At 59.2% G+C, this 13,645-nt stretch carries 15 protein-coding genes; 7 read left to right on the top strand and 8 right to left on the bottom strand.

Annotation, left to right across the window (positions count from 1 at the left end; genetic code table 11):
- Positions 1 to 177: 177 nt before the first annotated feature.
- The 5 genes from ACIOYV_RS08030 to ACIOYV_RS08010 form a co-directional block, all read right to left on the bottom strand.
- Entirely contained in the window at positions 178 to 627 is a 450-nt protein-coding gene (locus ACIOYV_RS08030) for a Spy/CpxP family protein refolding chaperone (RefSeq protein WP_290027300.1), read from the bottom strand.
- A 311-nt stretch (positions 628 to 938) separates the two neighbouring features.
- A complete protein-coding gene (locus ACIOYV_RS08025) occupies positions 939 to 1,616 on the bottom strand; it encodes a response regulator transcription factor (RefSeq protein ID WP_123598925.1) in 678 nt (225 codons plus the stop codon).
- Positions 1,617 to 1,623: 7 nt separating this feature from the next.
- Complete coding sequence (locus tag ACIOYV_RS08020; RefSeq protein WP_163909033.1) at positions 1,624 to 2,037, bottom strand: translation initiation factor 2; 414 nt, start codon at positions 2,035 to 2,037, stop codon at positions 1,624 to 1,626.
- 110 nt (positions 2,038 to 2,147) lie between these two features.
- A complete protein-coding gene (locus ACIOYV_RS08015) occupies positions 2,148 to 2,447 on the bottom strand; it encodes a YciI family protein (protein ID WP_054049220.1) in 300 nt (99 codons plus the stop codon).
- Between the two features lies 1 nt (position 2,448).
- Positions 2,449 to 3,045 (bottom strand): septation protein A, encoded by a 597-nt coding sequence (locus ACIOYV_RS08010; RefSeq protein ID WP_163909035.1) that lies wholly within the window; start codon positions 3,043 to 3,045, stop codon positions 2,449 to 2,451.
- A gap of 87 nt (positions 3,046 to 3,132) precedes the next feature.
- On the opposite strand from ACIOYV_RS08010, the gene ACIOYV_RS08005 reads away from it, so the two are divergent.
- The 6 genes from ACIOYV_RS08005 (at position 3,133) to rluB (ending at position 8,365) form a co-directional block, all read left to right on the top strand.
- Complete coding sequence (locus ACIOYV_RS08005) at positions 3,133 to 3,996, top strand: PHP domain-containing protein (RefSeq protein ID WP_054049224.1); 864 nt, start codon at positions 3,133 to 3,135, stop codon at positions 3,994 to 3,996.
- A gap of 13 nt (positions 3,997 to 4,009) precedes the next feature.
- A complete protein-coding gene (locus tag ACIOYV_RS08000; protein ID WP_054049612.1) occupies positions 4,010 to 4,639 on the top strand; it encodes an L-threonylcarbamoyladenylate synthase in 630 nt (209 codons plus the stop codon).
- Positions 4,640 to 4,699: 60 nt separating this feature from the next.
- The gene (locus ACIOYV_RS07995) at positions 4,700 to 5,458 is read left to right on the top strand and encodes a ScpA family protein (protein ID WP_177331463.1); all 759 of its coding nucleotides are present in this window, start codon (positions 4,700 to 4,702) and stop codon (positions 5,456 to 5,458) included.
- Between the two features lie 11 nt (positions 5,459 to 5,469).
- Entirely contained in the window at positions 5,470 to 6,468 is a 999-nt protein-coding gene (scpB, locus tag ACIOYV_RS07990; RefSeq protein ID WP_401322672.1) for an SMC-Scp complex subunit ScpB, read from the top strand.
- A gap of 281 nt (positions 6,469 to 6,749) precedes the next feature.
- Positions 6,750 to 6,941 (top strand): DUF1289 domain-containing protein, encoded by a 192-nt coding sequence (locus ACIOYV_RS07985; protein WP_290027298.1) that lies wholly within the window; start codon positions 6,750 to 6,752, stop codon positions 6,939 to 6,941.
- A 143-nt stretch (positions 6,942 to 7,084) separates the two neighbouring features.
- Positions 7,085 to 8,365 carry a 23S rRNA pseudouridine(2605) synthase RluB gene (gene rluB / locus ACIOYV_RS07980; protein ID WP_054049232.1) on the top strand — a complete coding sequence of 427 codons (1,281 nt, stop codon included), beginning with the start codon at positions 7,085 to 7,087 and terminating at the stop codon, positions 8,363 to 8,365.
- A 191-nt stretch (positions 8,366 to 8,556) separates the two neighbouring features.
- Here the strand turns inward: rluB and ACIOYV_RS07975 are convergent, their stop codons facing one another.
- Together ACIOYV_RS07975 and ACIOYV_RS07970 are read right to left on the bottom strand one after the other, a co-directional pair.
- A complete protein-coding gene (locus ACIOYV_RS07975) occupies positions 8,557 to 9,522 on the bottom strand; it encodes a leucyl aminopeptidase (RefSeq protein WP_401322669.1) in 966 nt (321 codons plus the stop codon).
- A gap of 69 nt (positions 9,523 to 9,591) precedes the next feature.
- Positions 9,592 to 9,726 carry a hypothetical protein gene (locus ACIOYV_RS07970; RefSeq protein WP_054049237.1) on the bottom strand — a complete coding sequence of 45 codons (135 nt, stop codon included), beginning with the start codon at positions 9,724 to 9,726 and terminating at the stop codon, positions 9,592 to 9,594.
- A gap of 940 nt (positions 9,727 to 10,666) precedes the next feature.
- Here ACIOYV_RS07970 and ACIOYV_RS07965 point away from each other — a divergent pair.
- A complete protein-coding gene (locus ACIOYV_RS07965; RefSeq protein WP_401322666.1) occupies positions 10,667 to 12,088 on the top strand; it encodes an amino acid permease in 1,422 nt (473 codons plus the stop codon).
- 322 nt (positions 12,089 to 12,410) lie between these two features.
- Here the strand turns inward: ACIOYV_RS07965 and ACIOYV_RS07960 are convergent, their stop codons facing one another.
- Positions 12,411 to 13,253 carry an alpha/beta fold hydrolase gene (locus ACIOYV_RS07960; protein ID WP_401322663.1) on the bottom strand — a complete coding sequence of 281 codons (843 nt, stop codon included), beginning with the start codon at positions 13,251 to 13,253 and terminating at the stop codon, positions 12,411 to 12,413.
- Between the last annotated feature and the right edge of the window lie 392 nt (positions 13,254 to 13,645).

The following is a 13,645-nucleotide window of genomic DNA, read 5'->3' as shown; positions in this document are numbered from 1 at the left end:
CCTCAAACAGATACAAGTCCCATGTAGGAGCGAGGCTTGCCCGCGAATGCGATTTCATGATCAACAAATTTGTTAAATGTTAAATCGCATTCGCGGGCAAGTCGGATCGCCGCACCGCTCGCTCCTACAATGGCAAAAGACCCAACGGTGTTGGCCGTTGGGTCCGGGGTTAACGCATTATTGCGCTTTTTGCGGCTGTTGCGCTTTCCAGGCCTTGAACTCGGCCCACTCGGCGCGGCGCTCGGCTTGTTTTTTCTGGATCTCGTCGAATTTCTTCTGTTGATCCGGTTTCAGCACGGCGCGCACATCGGCCTGGGCTTTCTGATGCTTGGTGGCGATTTCGTCTTTCATGGCTTTCTGGTCAGCCGGGGAGAGTTTCTCCAGGTATTTCTCGACCAGTTGTTTGCGATCATGCATCTGCTCGCCCATGATTTTGCGGATCTGATCACGCTGTTCACGGCTCAGGTCCAGCTGGCTGTACGGGCCTTTGCCGTGCATGTCATGCATCTGACCGCCGTGGCGCGGGCCGTCCAGTGGGCCACCCATCGGGCCGGCACCTTCAGGCATGGCCATGGCAACGGTCGGCAGGGCGGCGGCGAACATCAGAGCGATAAGAGTCTTGCGCATGGTGAATCTCCTTGTCTCGTTCCCGGTACGTTCCGGATGAGTTCAGATTACGGAGATCAAGGTCAGCGGCGGTCAGCGGAGCGTAAAGCTTGGGTAAAGACGAGTTTCGGCGTTCCTGACAAATCTGCCACTTCGCAGACGAAGCGCGCTCCGTAGCAGCTGTCGAGCATCGCGAGGCAGCGTTCGGCGGCGAAGCCGTCGTCAATCCTGCACGCGAGGTTTTACTGACACACCGCGTTGCCTGGTTTTGCGACGGCTTCGCCGCCGAACGCTGCCTCGCGGTGCTCGACAGCTGCTACAGGGGGTGGTGTTCAGAGGCTGTAGTAGTAACCGCGACTACGCAGCGCCACGATGCGCGGGCGGCCATCGGGGTGCGGGCCGATCTTCTTGCGCAGGTTGCTGACGTGCATGTCCAGGCTGCGGTCGTACAGGGTCAGTTTGCGACCGAGGGCGATCTGCGCCAATTCCTGTTTATCCAGGGGCTCGCCGGGTTGCTTGATCAGGGCTTCGAGCAGGCGGCTTTCAGAGACGGTGAGGGTGAATTCCTGTTCATCGATGCTGACCACGCCACGCACCGGGCTGAAGCACAGGTCGCCGAGTTCGAGCTGGCTGGACACCGCCGCCGGATGACTGCGGCGCAAAACGGCACGCAGTCGGGCTGTCAGTTCCCGCGGGTCGCAGGGCTTGGCCAGGTAATCGTCGGCGCCGAGTTCCAGGCCGAGGATGCGGTCCAGAGGTTCGCCCCGGGCCGAGAGCATCAGCACGGGCAAGTCCGGATGGTCGTTGCGCAGTTGCTTGAGCAATTCCAGGCCACTGCCATCTGGCAGCATCACGTCCAGCACCACGGCGGCGGGGGAGGTTTCGGCCAGCGCACGGCGGGCACTCTGGCCGTCGTGACAGGCACGGACCACAAAACCTTCCTGGCTCAACCAACTGCTCAGGAGCTCACACAGCTCCTGGTCATCATCAATTAATAACAGCTCGCTCATGACTCACTCAATTTAGCCATTGCCGACGTTTTCGACTTGCTCCACTGGCAAAGATACCGCAGAGCAGGGCCAATAGCGCTACTCCGCCTCCGGTGACGAACCATTGCTGCTGATCTGTCAGCAGGCGCGGTAGCGGACCGTTGGCCAGGGCTTCCTTGAGTTGCAGCTTCAGGCGCTGGTTCTCTTGGCGCAACCGGGCCAATTGGGCGCTTTCGCGCTCGGCATCGGCATTTTGCAGTTGTTTGTTCAGTTCTTCTCGTTGCTGCTCGCTGACTTTCAAGCGTTGCTGCAACTCGGCGATCTGGCTGCCGGCGCTCAAGGACAGCGGCGTGGAATTGCTGCCAGTGGCAGCCTCTTCACCGTGTGCGGGAGCCACGATCGACAACGTCACCAACATCAGACACAACGGACCCTTGCGCATCACGACTCCTGATTCCAATCGAGTTATTGGGCAAGTTGTCGGCAGGCAAACGAGAATAATGAGCGATTGAGAGCGCGATGAACCGACAAGGTTCATCGCGTGGGGGAAATTTACGGCAGGACTTGCTTGAACGGCTTCACGGAAACGTTGGCGTAGACGCCTGCGGCGATATACGGGTCGGCATCAGCCCAGGCCTGCGCGGCGGTCAAGGATTCGAATTCGGCAACGATCAGGCTGCCAGTAAAACCAGCGGCGCCCGGGTCATTGCTGTCAACGGCAGGGTTAGGGCCGGCCAATACGATGCGGCCTTCGCCCTTGAGCACTTGCAGGCGCTCGAGGTGCGCCGGGCGTGCGGCCAGGCGAGCTTCCAGGGAGTTGGCGACGTCTGTAGCAACGATTGCATAAAGCATGTCAGTCCTCGGTTTTTGGCGTAGTGGTATCGGCGTCATGCAGGTGGCGGGACAGGTAGATGCCCTGTGCGACCAGGAACAGCAGCGTCATGCCCAGACTGCCGAAGACTTTGAAGTCGACCCAGTAGTCCTGGAAGGTGAACGCGACGAACAGGTTGGCGGCACCGCAGAACAGGAAAAACCCGATCCAGGCGATGTTCAGGCGGGTCCAGACTTGATCCGGCAGGGCCAGCGCGTGGCCCATGATGCGCTTGATCAGCAGTTGGTCGCCGATGAAGTGGCTGCCAATGAAGGCCAGGGCAAACAGCCAGTTGACCACCGGGGCTTTCCATTTCAGGAAGGTCTCGCTGTGGAACGCCAGGGTCAGGCTACCGAAGACCAGGCAGGCGATGAGGGTCAGCCACTGGCTCTTCTCCAGCTTGCGCTGCTTGATGAACAATGTGCCGTACACCACCAGCGAGCTGATGATCAGCATGGCGGTGGCGCTGTAAATACCGCCTACAGTGACCTCATGACCGGCAATGTCGACGACCCGTGGATCGATTTTGAAGACAATGAAAAACAGCAGAAGCGGGATGAAGTCGATGAATTGTTTCACAGTGGCAGCCAGAAGCAGGATGTGTCGGCATAATAACAAACATATTGGCGCGCGATAGCGCCAGCTGATTTGAGGTTACAAAGCCCTGTGAATGTTGATTTGCACTGCCATAGCACGGCCTCCGATGGCGCCCTGGCGCCTGCGGTACTGGTTGCGCGTGCGTTCGAGAAAGGCGTGCGAGTCCTGGCCTTGACCGATCACGACACCCTCGAAGGCCTCGATGAGGCCCGCAGCGCCGCTACGGCGTTGGGGATGCAACTGGTCAACGGCGTCGAATTGTCCTGCACCTGGGGCGGCGCGACCATTCATGTACTCGGCTACGGTTTCGACGTGAATGCCGTACCGTTGGTCGAGGCAATCGCCAAATTGCACGATGGCCGTTGGCTACGGTCCGAAGAAATAAGCCGCAAACTGGCGCTCAAAGGTATGCCAGGCGCGATGGACGGTGCTCGCGAGATGCAACAGGCGCTCGGCGACAGCGGTAACGCGCCGGCCCGTCCGCATTTTGCCGACTGGATGGTGCGCGAAGGTTTCGTCAAGGATCGCGCCGAAGCGTTCCGCAAATGGCTGGGCGCCGGCAAGCTGGGTGACGTCAAGCAACACTGGCCGACCCTGGAAGACACCGTCGCCACCCTGCGTGCCGCCGGTGCCTGGGTCAGCCTGGCGCATCCGTGGCACTACGATTTCACTCGCAGCAAGCGTCGTCGCCTGATTGCCGACTATATTCAAGCAGGGGGCCACGCTATCGAAGTGGTCAATGGCCATCAGCCCGCCGAACAGGTCGGCAGTCTGGCCATTCTTGCCCGCGAGTTCGGTCTGCTGGTCAGCGCCGGCAGTGATTTTCATGGCCCTGGAGGCTGGTCGGAAATCGGTGAATACCGCCCGGTTCCGGAGGATCTGCCACCGTTATGGTGTCGATTCAAACATGACCCAATTATTGCCGCCGTCTGAACAGGTAGAGAATGTGAGTCAATTTTTCCAGATTCATCCGGAAAACCCGCAAGCGCGCCTGATCAAACAGGCAGTCGAGATCATCCGCAAAGGCGGGGTGGTGATTTATCCCACAGACTCGTCCTACGCCATTGGTTGCCAGATTGGCGACAAGAACGCCGTGGAGCGCGTACGCCGCTTGCGTCAGCTCGACGACAAGCACAACTTCGCGTTGATCTGCAGTGACCTGTCGCAACTGGGGCTGTTCGCCAAGATCGACACCGGCACTTTCCGCATCCTCAAGGCCCATTTACCTGGGCCTTATACGTTTATCCTCAACGCCACGCGTGAAGTGCCGCGCCTGTTGCTGCATGCCAAGAAACGCACCATCGGCCTGCGGGTGCCGAGCCATCCGATCGCCCTGGCGTTGCTGGCCGAGCTGGGTGAGCCGCTGATGAGCGTGACCCTGATCATGCCCGGTGACACCGATCCGCTGAGCGATCCCCACGAAATGCGCCAGTTGCTGGAGCATCAGGTGGACCTGATCATCGACGGCGGTTTCGGTGGGATCAAGGCGTCCACGGTGATCAACCTGGCCGACGGCGAACCTGAAGTGATCCGCGTCGGTTGCGGTGACCCGACGCCGTTTATGGCCGAGGCGTAGATGTCTGCAGTAGAACCCGTCGACAGTCAGGCCGGAGCCCAGCAAGAGCTGCCCTTCGCCATGGTCTATGGCCAGGCGGTCATGGAAATGCCGCTGGACCTGTACATCCCGCCGGACGCGCTCGAGGTGTTCCTCGAAGCCTTCGAAGGCCCCCTCGACCTGCTGCTGTACCTGATCCGCAAACAGAACATCAACATCCTCGACATCCCGGTGGCGGAAATCACCCGCCAATACATGGGTTACGTCGAGTTGATGCAGTCGGTGCGCCTGGAACTGGCCGCCGAGTATTTGGTAATGGCCGCGATGCTGGCCGAGATCAAATCGCGGATGCTGCTGCCACGCGCGGAAACCATCGAGGCTGAAGAAGACGATCCGCGCGCCGAACTGATTCGCCGCTTGCAGGAATACGAACGCTTCAAGGCTGCTGCCGAAGGCATCGATGGCCTGAGCCGGGTTGGCCGTGATGTGGTGGTGCCTAAGCTCGACGCCCCGGAGGCCCGGGCGCGCAAGCTGTTGCCGGACGTGAGTCTGGAAGAATTGCTGATGTCCATGGCCGAGGTCCTGCGCCGTGGCGACATGTTCGAAAGTCACCAGGTCAGCCGCGAGGCGTTGTCCACCCGCGAGCGCATGAGCGATGTGCTGGAACGGCTCAAGGGCGGCGGTTTCGTGCCCTTTGTCGAGCTGTTCACCGCAGAGGAAGGACGACTGGGGGTGGTGGTGACCTTCATGGCGATCCTCGAACTGGTCAAGGAATCCTTGGTCGAGCTGGTGCAGAATGAGGCGTTCGCGCCGATCCATGTGCGGGCCCGAGCCGAATAACGAGTTGAATCATGAACCTGACTGAACCCCGCGAGCTGGCTCCACTGCTTGAAGCCTTTCTGTTGGCCTCGGGAAAACCGCAATCGCTTGAACGCCTGTTCGAACTCTTCGAAGAGGGCGAGCGGCCGGAGCCGCCGGTCTTCAAGAAAGCCCTGACGATCCTGGCCAAGTCCTGCGACGGCCGCGCCTTCGAACTGAAGGAAGTCGCCTCCGGCTATCGCTTGCAGATTCGCGAGAAGTTTTCGCCGTGGGTCGGCCGTTTGTGGGAAGAACGCCCGCAGCGTTATTCCCGCGCCATGCTCGAAACCATGGCGTTGATCGCCTATCGCCAGCCGATCACCCGGGGCGAGATCGAAGACGTGCGGGGTGTGGCGGTCAACAGCCACATCGTCAAGACGTTGCTGGAGCGCGAGTGGATTCGCATCGTCGGCTACCGCGATGTGCCGGGCAAACCGGCGATGTTCGCCACCACCAAGGTGTTTCTCGATCACTTCAACCTGAAGAACCTCGACGACCTGCCGCCGCTGGCCGAACTGCGGGAGATGGAACCTGACCCGGTGCTCGACTTCGACGACGCGCCGGTCCCGGCCGGGTTACAGGAACTGGCCGACGCCAGCGCCGAGCCGGAAGAACCCAAGGAAGAAACCAGTTTCCACACGCTGTTGCTGGAACTGGATGACATGGAGCAGGGGATCAAGACCGACTTCGACGATTTGTTGCGCGACGGGGCGGTGACTGAGACTGACGAGGTTTTGGAACAGCCGGAACCCGCGCCGGAGATTGAAGTTGAACTTCATCCTGAGCCTGAAGCCACAATCGAAGAAGAACCGGAAGCAGAGCTGGAAGACGATGTGCTCGGTGTCGCCGAAGCGCGCGAAAAACTGCTGGCCGCCGTCGCTGCCCTCGAACTGCACAAACCCGAGCCCGAGCCCGAGTTGAGCGACGAAGAAGCCGAAGCCCGCGCCCTGGCCGAAGCAATCGAAGCCGAACGCCGCGAATTCGACGACTGACCCAAAACCCACGGTCAACTCAGATCCCCTTGTGGGAGCGGGCTTGCTCGCGAAGGTGGCTTATCATTCAACACAGATATCGCCTGACACTGCGCATTCGCGAGCAAGCCCGCTCCCACAGTGGATTTGTGATGTTCTCAAAAAACGTGTGCACCTCCGTCCCTCTGTAGGAGCGAAGCTTGCTCGCGAAGACGGCGGCCCATCCAGCATCGATGGGTCAGACACACCGCTTTCGCGAGCAAGCTTCGCTCCTACAGGAAGCGCGTTCACAGGAGTAATTGATGAGCTCAACCAAAGACCCCTGCATCAGCGTCTGCAAATTCACCGACGACATCTGCCTCGGCTGCGGCCGCAGCAAGCGTGAAATCAAGGCCTGGAAGAAGCTCGACAAGGCCGACAAGCGCACTGTGCTCGCCGAAGCGGCGTTGCGCCTGATCAAACTCGGTGCCACCGGTCGGCGGAAACACAAGTAAGTCACCATTCATCAGCTAGTCTCTGATGCGCGAACGCTTGCATGAGCGTATGATTCGCGACCCTCCGGCGATCCCTTCGCCCGAGAACCAGTTTTACATCGCTTCAGGCCAGGCCTGAACAGACCACACCGGGAGGTGCCCAGATGAGTATCAACGACCAGAAAGACGACCAGGAAATCGGCCCAGCAGGCGAAAAACTGCAGAAAGTCCTCGCCCGTATCGGCGTCGGCTCGCGCCGTGACGTGGAAGCCTGGATCAGCCACGGCCGCATCAAGGTCAATGGCAAAGACGCCACCCTCGGGCAGCGCGTCGACATGCACGACGCCATCACCATCGATGGCAAGGTGATCAAGCGCGAAGAAGCCGCCGAGTCGGTACGCCGCGTGATCATGTACAACAAGCCCGACGGCGAAATCTGCACCCGCCTCGACCCGGAAGGCCGTCCAACCGTTTTCGACAAAATGCCGAAACCAAAAGAAGGTCGCTGGATCAACATCGGTCGTCTGGACATCAACACCACCGGTCTGCTGATGTTCACCACTGACGGCGAACTGGCTAACCGCCTGATGCACCCTTCCTACGAGATGGACCGTGAATACGCGGTACGTGTGCGTGGCGAAGTCGATGACGAGATGATCGAGCGCTTGAAAGCAGGCGTCGTCCTCGAAGACGGCCCGGCCAAGTTCACCGACATCAAGCAAGCCCCAGGTGGCGAAGGTTTCAACCACTGGTATCACTGCGTGGTGATGGAAGGTCGCAACCGCGAAGTTCGTCGCTTGTGGGAATCCCAAGGCCTGGTGGTTAGCCGTCTGAAGCGCGTGCGTTTCGGTCCGGTGTTCCTCAACTCCGACCTGCCGATGGGTCGCTGGCGCGAAATGAGCCAGTACGAAGTCGACATTCTGAGTGCTGAAGTGGGCCTGACGCCTGTGGCCATGCCGCAGATGAACGCCAAGAGCAAAGACAAGCTCGATCGCATGCAGCGTAAATCGTCGCGTCCGATGGGCAAGACCGAGCGCGTGCGTTCGTTGCGTCCAGCCATCGGCAACCAGACCGCTGCTACGCCGCGTGACTCCCGTGAACCGCAAATCGAAGGCGAGCGTCCAGCCCGCAAACCAGCAGCGCCACGCGCTGATGGCGAGCGCGGTCCACGCACGCCACGTCCGGCCAACGGTCGCACCGAGCGCGGTGAAGGCCGTGGTGCGCCAAGCGGTGGTCGTAGCGATCGCGGTGCTCCTCGTGGTGATTCGAGTCGCGGTACGCCAGTGGCGGATCGTCCGGCCGATACCAAGCGCCCGGCCAAGCCAGTCGGGAAGAAACGCCCAGGCATCGTTTTGGTCGACAAGGACACGCCATCGGGCAAACGCCGTGGCGCGCCAGCTGGATCGGGCCAGCGTCCGGGCTTTGGTCGTCGCAAGCCTGAGTGAAGCAGCGGTAAGTTTCAAGCTGCAAGCTGCAAGTGAAAAACGCCAACCTTAGGGTTGGCGTTTTTTTTGGTCTGGCTTCAGTGATGGGGTGAATGTTCGGGCCTCTTCGCGGGCGAGCCTCGCTCCTACAAGGGCGACGTAATACCTGTAGGAGCGAGGCTTGCCCGCGAAGGCGTCGGCCGGGTTAAACCCTAAAAGACAAACCGCCCATCAAACACCGGCTCATCATCCAGCGCCAACACGCCACCGGAGAAGATCAGGTCCAGGTGATGGCTGCCCTTGGCCCCGCCGCCCAATCCCAGGTGCAAGCCGCAATGGCGCTCCTCGAACCCGGCGTTGCGCGCATACAGATCCTTCACGCCTTCGTTGGTGCCAATGCCCAACTCTTCGATCCGTCGGTTCGACGGATTGGCATCCAGGTATTTGTTGAAGTCATGTTCCAGCCCTGGCACGTCCGTGGCGATTCTGCTGATGGTCGAGTTCTCGATCCATAACTCCAGCGGTGACTCCAGCACACCGTACTTGCGGGCAAACGGGATGGTGCTGAGGAACGTCCCCATGAACTTCACCCGGCCATTGATTTCCTCGCTGTGGGTGGCAATCTCGCCGGGGGCCAGATCGAAGTTGCCGACACCGTTGATGTCAGTCCACTTCTTGATACTGCTCAGCGGTGTTTCAAACCACGAGCCATGCTCATCTTTGAAGCTGAGCGTTGTCGCGTGGGACATGCGCTGGATCAAGTGGCTGTTCAGCCCGGCAATGCGCTGCGGGGTGACACTGAAGGTGTCGTAGAAGTAATCGCCGTAATCCTTGAACAGCAGCGACTTCTTCCAGTTTTGCGCCATCACCCCTTGCAGTGCGCGGAGGAATTCCGGGCCTTCGGGGCGTGGGTTGGGCAGGATGGAAGAGTCGTAGAAGAAAATGTACAGATCGCTGTCGGCAATTGCCTGGGCCAGAAAATCCGTGGGTTCCAGATCCAGGCGCATGGCGCTGAAACTGAACGGTGAGCTGTTACTGGCCTGTTCGGCGATGGCGCCGGTCAGTGCCTCGTAATCGGCGGTGTGGCCGAGCAGAACCTTCGCCGGGTTGATGCCGACAAGGGCCGGGTGTTGTTCGAGGTAGTAAAGGAAATGCGAGATAGCGCGTTGCTTATCCATGTAGTCCTCCCTGACAAACCGAGCAAATGTGGCAGGCACAACCGGCCGGATCGTGCCCGCCGGAGTGGCTTACAGAGGCCACATCGCCGTGCCGAACGGAACAACCGCGTCGGCTTGCATCATTTCAACGGCGGCTTCATGGGTCGGCGCTTCAAACCAATCGTCCAGTTGCAGTTCAGTTTCCAAGTCTTTGTCCAGTTGCATAAGTGAATCTCCCAGATGACTTTTACGACTGTTGAATAGGAACAGCGGCGTGTTTTTCAATCAGTGAATAACTCGCCAACTTGTCGATTGATGCGGTCCGGCAAGTCGCTGAAAACCTAGTTCACAGGGTTTTGGAATGCAAAAAAATAATTAAATAAGATTTGTTTGAATTTTTTATTCCATTTTTTGAGCGCGAATTTCTTTATAAAAAACAGAAAACTGACTCGACCTTTTCCTTAGGAAGCTTCCTAACGTCAATTTGCAGTCAGCCTGCGGAAAGATCTGATTTGGCAAGTTTTCGTTACGGCGTGTAACGGGCAATTTACGAAATCCACCGTCAACATCCATGGATTACGCCAATTTTTAAGGTTGTAAGGAAAACCTTCCGCATCGCCGTTCACGGACGATCGCGAAAGGCTCTGGCGTGCTTGTTTCAGCGACGTAGGAAGGGTGAGATGCGCCCCATGCCTGCCGTGCAGGTGCATAACAAGAAGGAGGCGCAATGAACGCCGTGACTCATCTCCATCTCTCCCCGTGGGCCGGTTTTTTGCTGGCTTGCGTCGATGACCTGCAAAGGTCTGACTTCTTATTTGCAGCCGCCCGGCACCCCCGAGGCGGACACAGGCAATCCCGGCGACCGACGCGCTGATTCAGCGGTGTCTGGCAGCAGGGGGTTAGCGGTGTACAATGCGCCGCGTTTTAACTGTGACCTCCTGCGCATCTGCGCAAATTTCAAGGCTACCCGTCTTGTTCACTCCGCCGCGCCACAAGCGTGTCGGGTTCGATTTCGTCACAGATAAAAACAAACAGGTGACGCATGACCGTTGTTAATACGCTGAACTCCTGGTGCTTGCGCTGGGGTTTGATCGGCGCTGCTTGAAATTGCAACCGAGCAGCAACGTCTACTGAACATCATCAAACCTTGCGTGAGACCCTTTTCATGAGTGGACAAAACTCGCATTCAGGCGAGCTGAAACGCGGCCTGAAAAATCGCCATATTCAACTGATTGCCCTCGGTGGCGCGATCGGTACCGGGCTGTTCCTCGGCTCGGCGGGCGTCCTCAAATCCGCCGGCCCGTCGATGATCCTCGGCTACGCCATCTGCGGCTTCATTGCATTCATGATCATGCGCCAGCTCGGCGAAATGATCGTCGAGGAGCCGGTCGCCGGTTCCTTCAGCCACTTTGCACACAAGTACTGGGGCGGTTTCGCCGGTTTCCTGTCGGGCTGGAACTGCTGGATCCTGTACATCCTGGTGGGCATGTCGGAGCTGACTGCGGTCGGCAAGTACATCCACTACTGGGCCCCGGATATCCCGACCTGGGTTTCGGCTGCCGGTTTCTTCGTACTGATCAATCTGATCAACCTGGCTAACGTCAAAGTCTTCGGTGAGGCCGAGTTCTGGTTCGCGATCATCAAGGTCGTGGCGATCGTTGGCATGATTGCTCTGGGCAGCTATTTGCTGGTCAGCGGTAATGGCGGCCCGCAAGCCTCGGTGAGCAACCTGTGGTCCCACGGCGGCTTCTTCCCGAACGGCGTCAGCGGTCTGGTGATGGCGATGGCGATCATCATGTTCTCTTTCGGTGGCCTGGAAATGCTCGGTTTCACCGCAGCCGAAGCCGACAAGCCGAAAACCGTGATCCCGAAAGCCATTAACCAAGTGATCTACCGGATCCTGATTTTCTACATCGGCGCCCTGGTCATCCTGCTGTCGCTGACGCCATGGGACAGCCTGCTGGCAACCCTCAACGCGTCCGGCGATTCCTACAGCGGCAGCCCGTTCGTGCAAGTGTTCTCGATGCTCGGCAGCAGCACCGCTGCGCACATCCTCAACTTCGTGGTCCTGACCGCAGCGTTGTCGGTGTACAACAGCGGCACTTACTGCAACAGCCGCATGCTGCTGGGCATGGCCGAACAGGGCGATGCGCCAAAAGCGCTGGCGAAGATCGACAAGCGCGGCGTGCCGGTACGTTCGATCCTGGCGTCGGCGGCGGTGACATTGATCGCCGTACTGCTGAACTACCTGATCCCGCAAAACGCGCTGGAACTGTTGATGTCGCTGGTGGTGGCTACCCTGGTGATCAACTGGGCGATGATCAGCTTCTCGCACTTCAAGTTCCGCCAGCACATGAACAAGACCCAACAAACGCCGCTGTTCAAGGCCCTGTGGTACCCGTACGGGAACTACATCTGCCTGGCGTTCGTGGCGTTCATCCTGTGCGTGATGCTGCTGATTCCGGGGATCCAGATCTCGGTGTACGCGATCCCGGTGTGGGTTGCGTTCATGTGGATCTGCTACGGCATCAAGAACAAGCGCAGCGCGCAACACGCGCTGCAGACTGCCAACTCAAGCGTGAAATAAACGCAGAGCGCAGCAACAACAAACCCGGCCATGTGCCGGGTTTGTTGTTTCAGGATTCACACAAAAACTCCCTGTGGGAGCGGGCTTGCTCGCGAAGGCGTCGTGTCAGTCGATGATGATGTCGTCTGACACTCCCTCTTCGCGAGCAAGCTCGCTCCCACAGTGGATCTGCGCCAAACACACCCGCCGCGAACACCACCCAACCCCTGTAGGAGCGAGGCTTGCCCGCGAAGACGTCAGCACATTCAGCATTGATGTTGGATGTGCCAACGCCTTCGCGGGCGAGCCTCGCTCCTACAAGTGGATTCGGTGCTGTCAGTGATTATTTTTCATCCAGGAAGCTCTGCACCGACGCATTGAAAAACGCCGGGTCCTGGATAAACGCGAAATGGCTGACATTCGGCAGGATCAGCAGGCCGGCGCCGGGGATGGCCGAGGCCATGTATTCGGTGTGTTCGCGTTTGATCGCCTCGTCATGGTCGCCGTCAACGATCAGTACCGGGCTTTTGATTTTCGCCAGGTCTTCGCTGGTCCAGTTCGGTTGGCTCGCCCACATGTGGCTGATTTGCTCGACGAACGCATCGTATTCCTTGGGCGTCGGCGACAGCTTCGCGTATTCCTTGCCGGCGCGTTCGATGTAGGCGGCGAAGGTCGGATTTTTCTCGACGCCTTCCTTAACCCCCGAGGTCTGGGTGTTGGCGGCGAAGGCGAATACCTTGCCGACGCGCTGCGGATAGCGCATCGCCAGATCCAGCCCGAGAATCGCGCCGTCACTCCAGCCCACGAAGTCGGCACGCTCGATCTTCAGCTTGTCGAGCACCGCGATGACGTCGTCCGCCATCAAGTCATAACCGTAAGGTCGCGCATCTCGCGAGCTACGCCCATGGCCACGGCTGTCGAGGGTGATGACGGTGTGCTTCGTCGAGAGAGCCTTGACCTGGTTACCCCAGTAATCGGAGTTGGCCAGGCCGCCGTGCAGTAGCACGACAGGAGAGCCATGGCCGGTGATTGAGTAATAGAGCTTGATGCCATTGACGTCGGCGCGACCGGTTTTGGCGCTGGTGATTGGAGCGGGGGTGTCCGGCAGTGTTTCCCAGCGTTCAACGGCGTGAGCCGCGTTGAATGACAGCAGCAGGCAGAAAGCAGCAAGCAAGCGACGGGGCATAGGTCTCTCCGTTAAAAAGGCCTGATCGGCGTGATCCGGACTCTTTAGCGTAGAACCCAACTGCCAGAAGGCCAGGCACTACGAAGCACGGCGCTTATGCGAAACCCTGTAGGAGCGAGGCTTGCCCGCGAAGAGGCCGGCACATTCAGCATTGATGTTGGCTGACCCACCGCCTTCGCGAGCAAGCCCGTTCCCACAGTGGATTCGTGTCGAACACACCTTTCGCGAACACCACCCAACCCCTGTAGGAGCGAGGCTTGCCCGCGAAGGCGTCGGCACATTCAGCATTGCTGTCGACTGACCCACCGCCTTCGCGAGCAAGCCCGCTCCCACAGTGGATTCGTGTCGAACACACCTTCCGCGAACACCACCCAACCCCTGTAGGAGCGAGG

Source organism: Pseudomonas sp. NPDC087342 (assembly GCF_044744265.1).
GTDB classification, from domain to species: domain Bacteria; phylum Pseudomonadota; class Gammaproteobacteria; order Pseudomonadales; family Pseudomonadaceae; genus Aquipseudomonas; species Aquipseudomonas nunensis.
Note: the sequence above shows the minus strand (reverse complement) of the source record. Positions and strands in the feature narration are given on the sequence as shown.

Bases quoted from the DNA above. Each gene is read 5' to 3' on its own strand.
- ACIOYV_RS08030 (WP_290027300.1), bottom strand. From the start codon at position 627: ATGCGCAAGACTCTTATCGCTCTGATGTTCGCCGCCGCCCTGCCGACC.
- ACIOYV_RS08025 (WP_123598925.1), bottom strand. From the start codon at position 1,616: ATGAGCGAGCTGTTATTAATTGATGATGACCAGGAGCTGTGTGAGCTC.
- ACIOYV_RS08020 (WP_163909033.1), bottom strand. From the start codon at position 2,037: ATGCGCAAGGGTCCGTTGTGTCTGATGTTGGTGACGTTGTCGATCGTG.
- ACIOYV_RS08015 (WP_054049220.1), bottom strand. From the start codon at position 2,447: ATGCTTTATGCAATCGTTGCTACAGACGTCGCCAACTCCCTGGAAGCT.
- ACIOYV_RS07995 (WP_177331463.1), top strand. From the start codon at position 4,700: ATGGTCTATGGCCAGGCGGTCATGGAAATGCCGCTGGACCTGTACATC.
- scpB (WP_401322672.1), top strand. From the start codon at position 5,470: ATGAACCTGACTGAACCCCGCGAGCTGGCTCCACTGCTTGAAGCCTTT.
- ACIOYV_RS07985 (WP_290027298.1), top strand. From the start codon at position 6,750: ATGAGCTCAACCAAAGACCCCTGCATCAGCGTCTGCAAATTCACCGAC.
- rluB (WP_054049232.1), top strand. From the start codon at position 7,085: ATGAGTATCAACGACCAGAAAGACGACCAGGAAATCGGCCCAGCAGGC.
- ACIOYV_RS07975 (WP_401322669.1), bottom strand. From the start codon at position 9,522: ATGGATAAGCAACGCGCTATCTCGCATTTCCTTTACTACCTCGAACAA.
- ACIOYV_RS07970 (WP_054049237.1), bottom strand. From the start codon at position 9,726: ATGCAACTGGACAAAGACTTGGAAACTGAACTGCAACTGGACGATTGG.
- ACIOYV_RS07965 (WP_401322666.1), top strand. From the start codon at position 10,667: ATGAGTGGACAAAACTCGCATTCAGGCGAGCTGAAACGCGGCCTGAAA.
- ACIOYV_RS07960 (WP_401322663.1), bottom strand. From the start codon at position 13,253: ATGCCCCGTCGCTTGCTTGCTGCTTTCTGCCTGCTGCTGTCATTCAAC.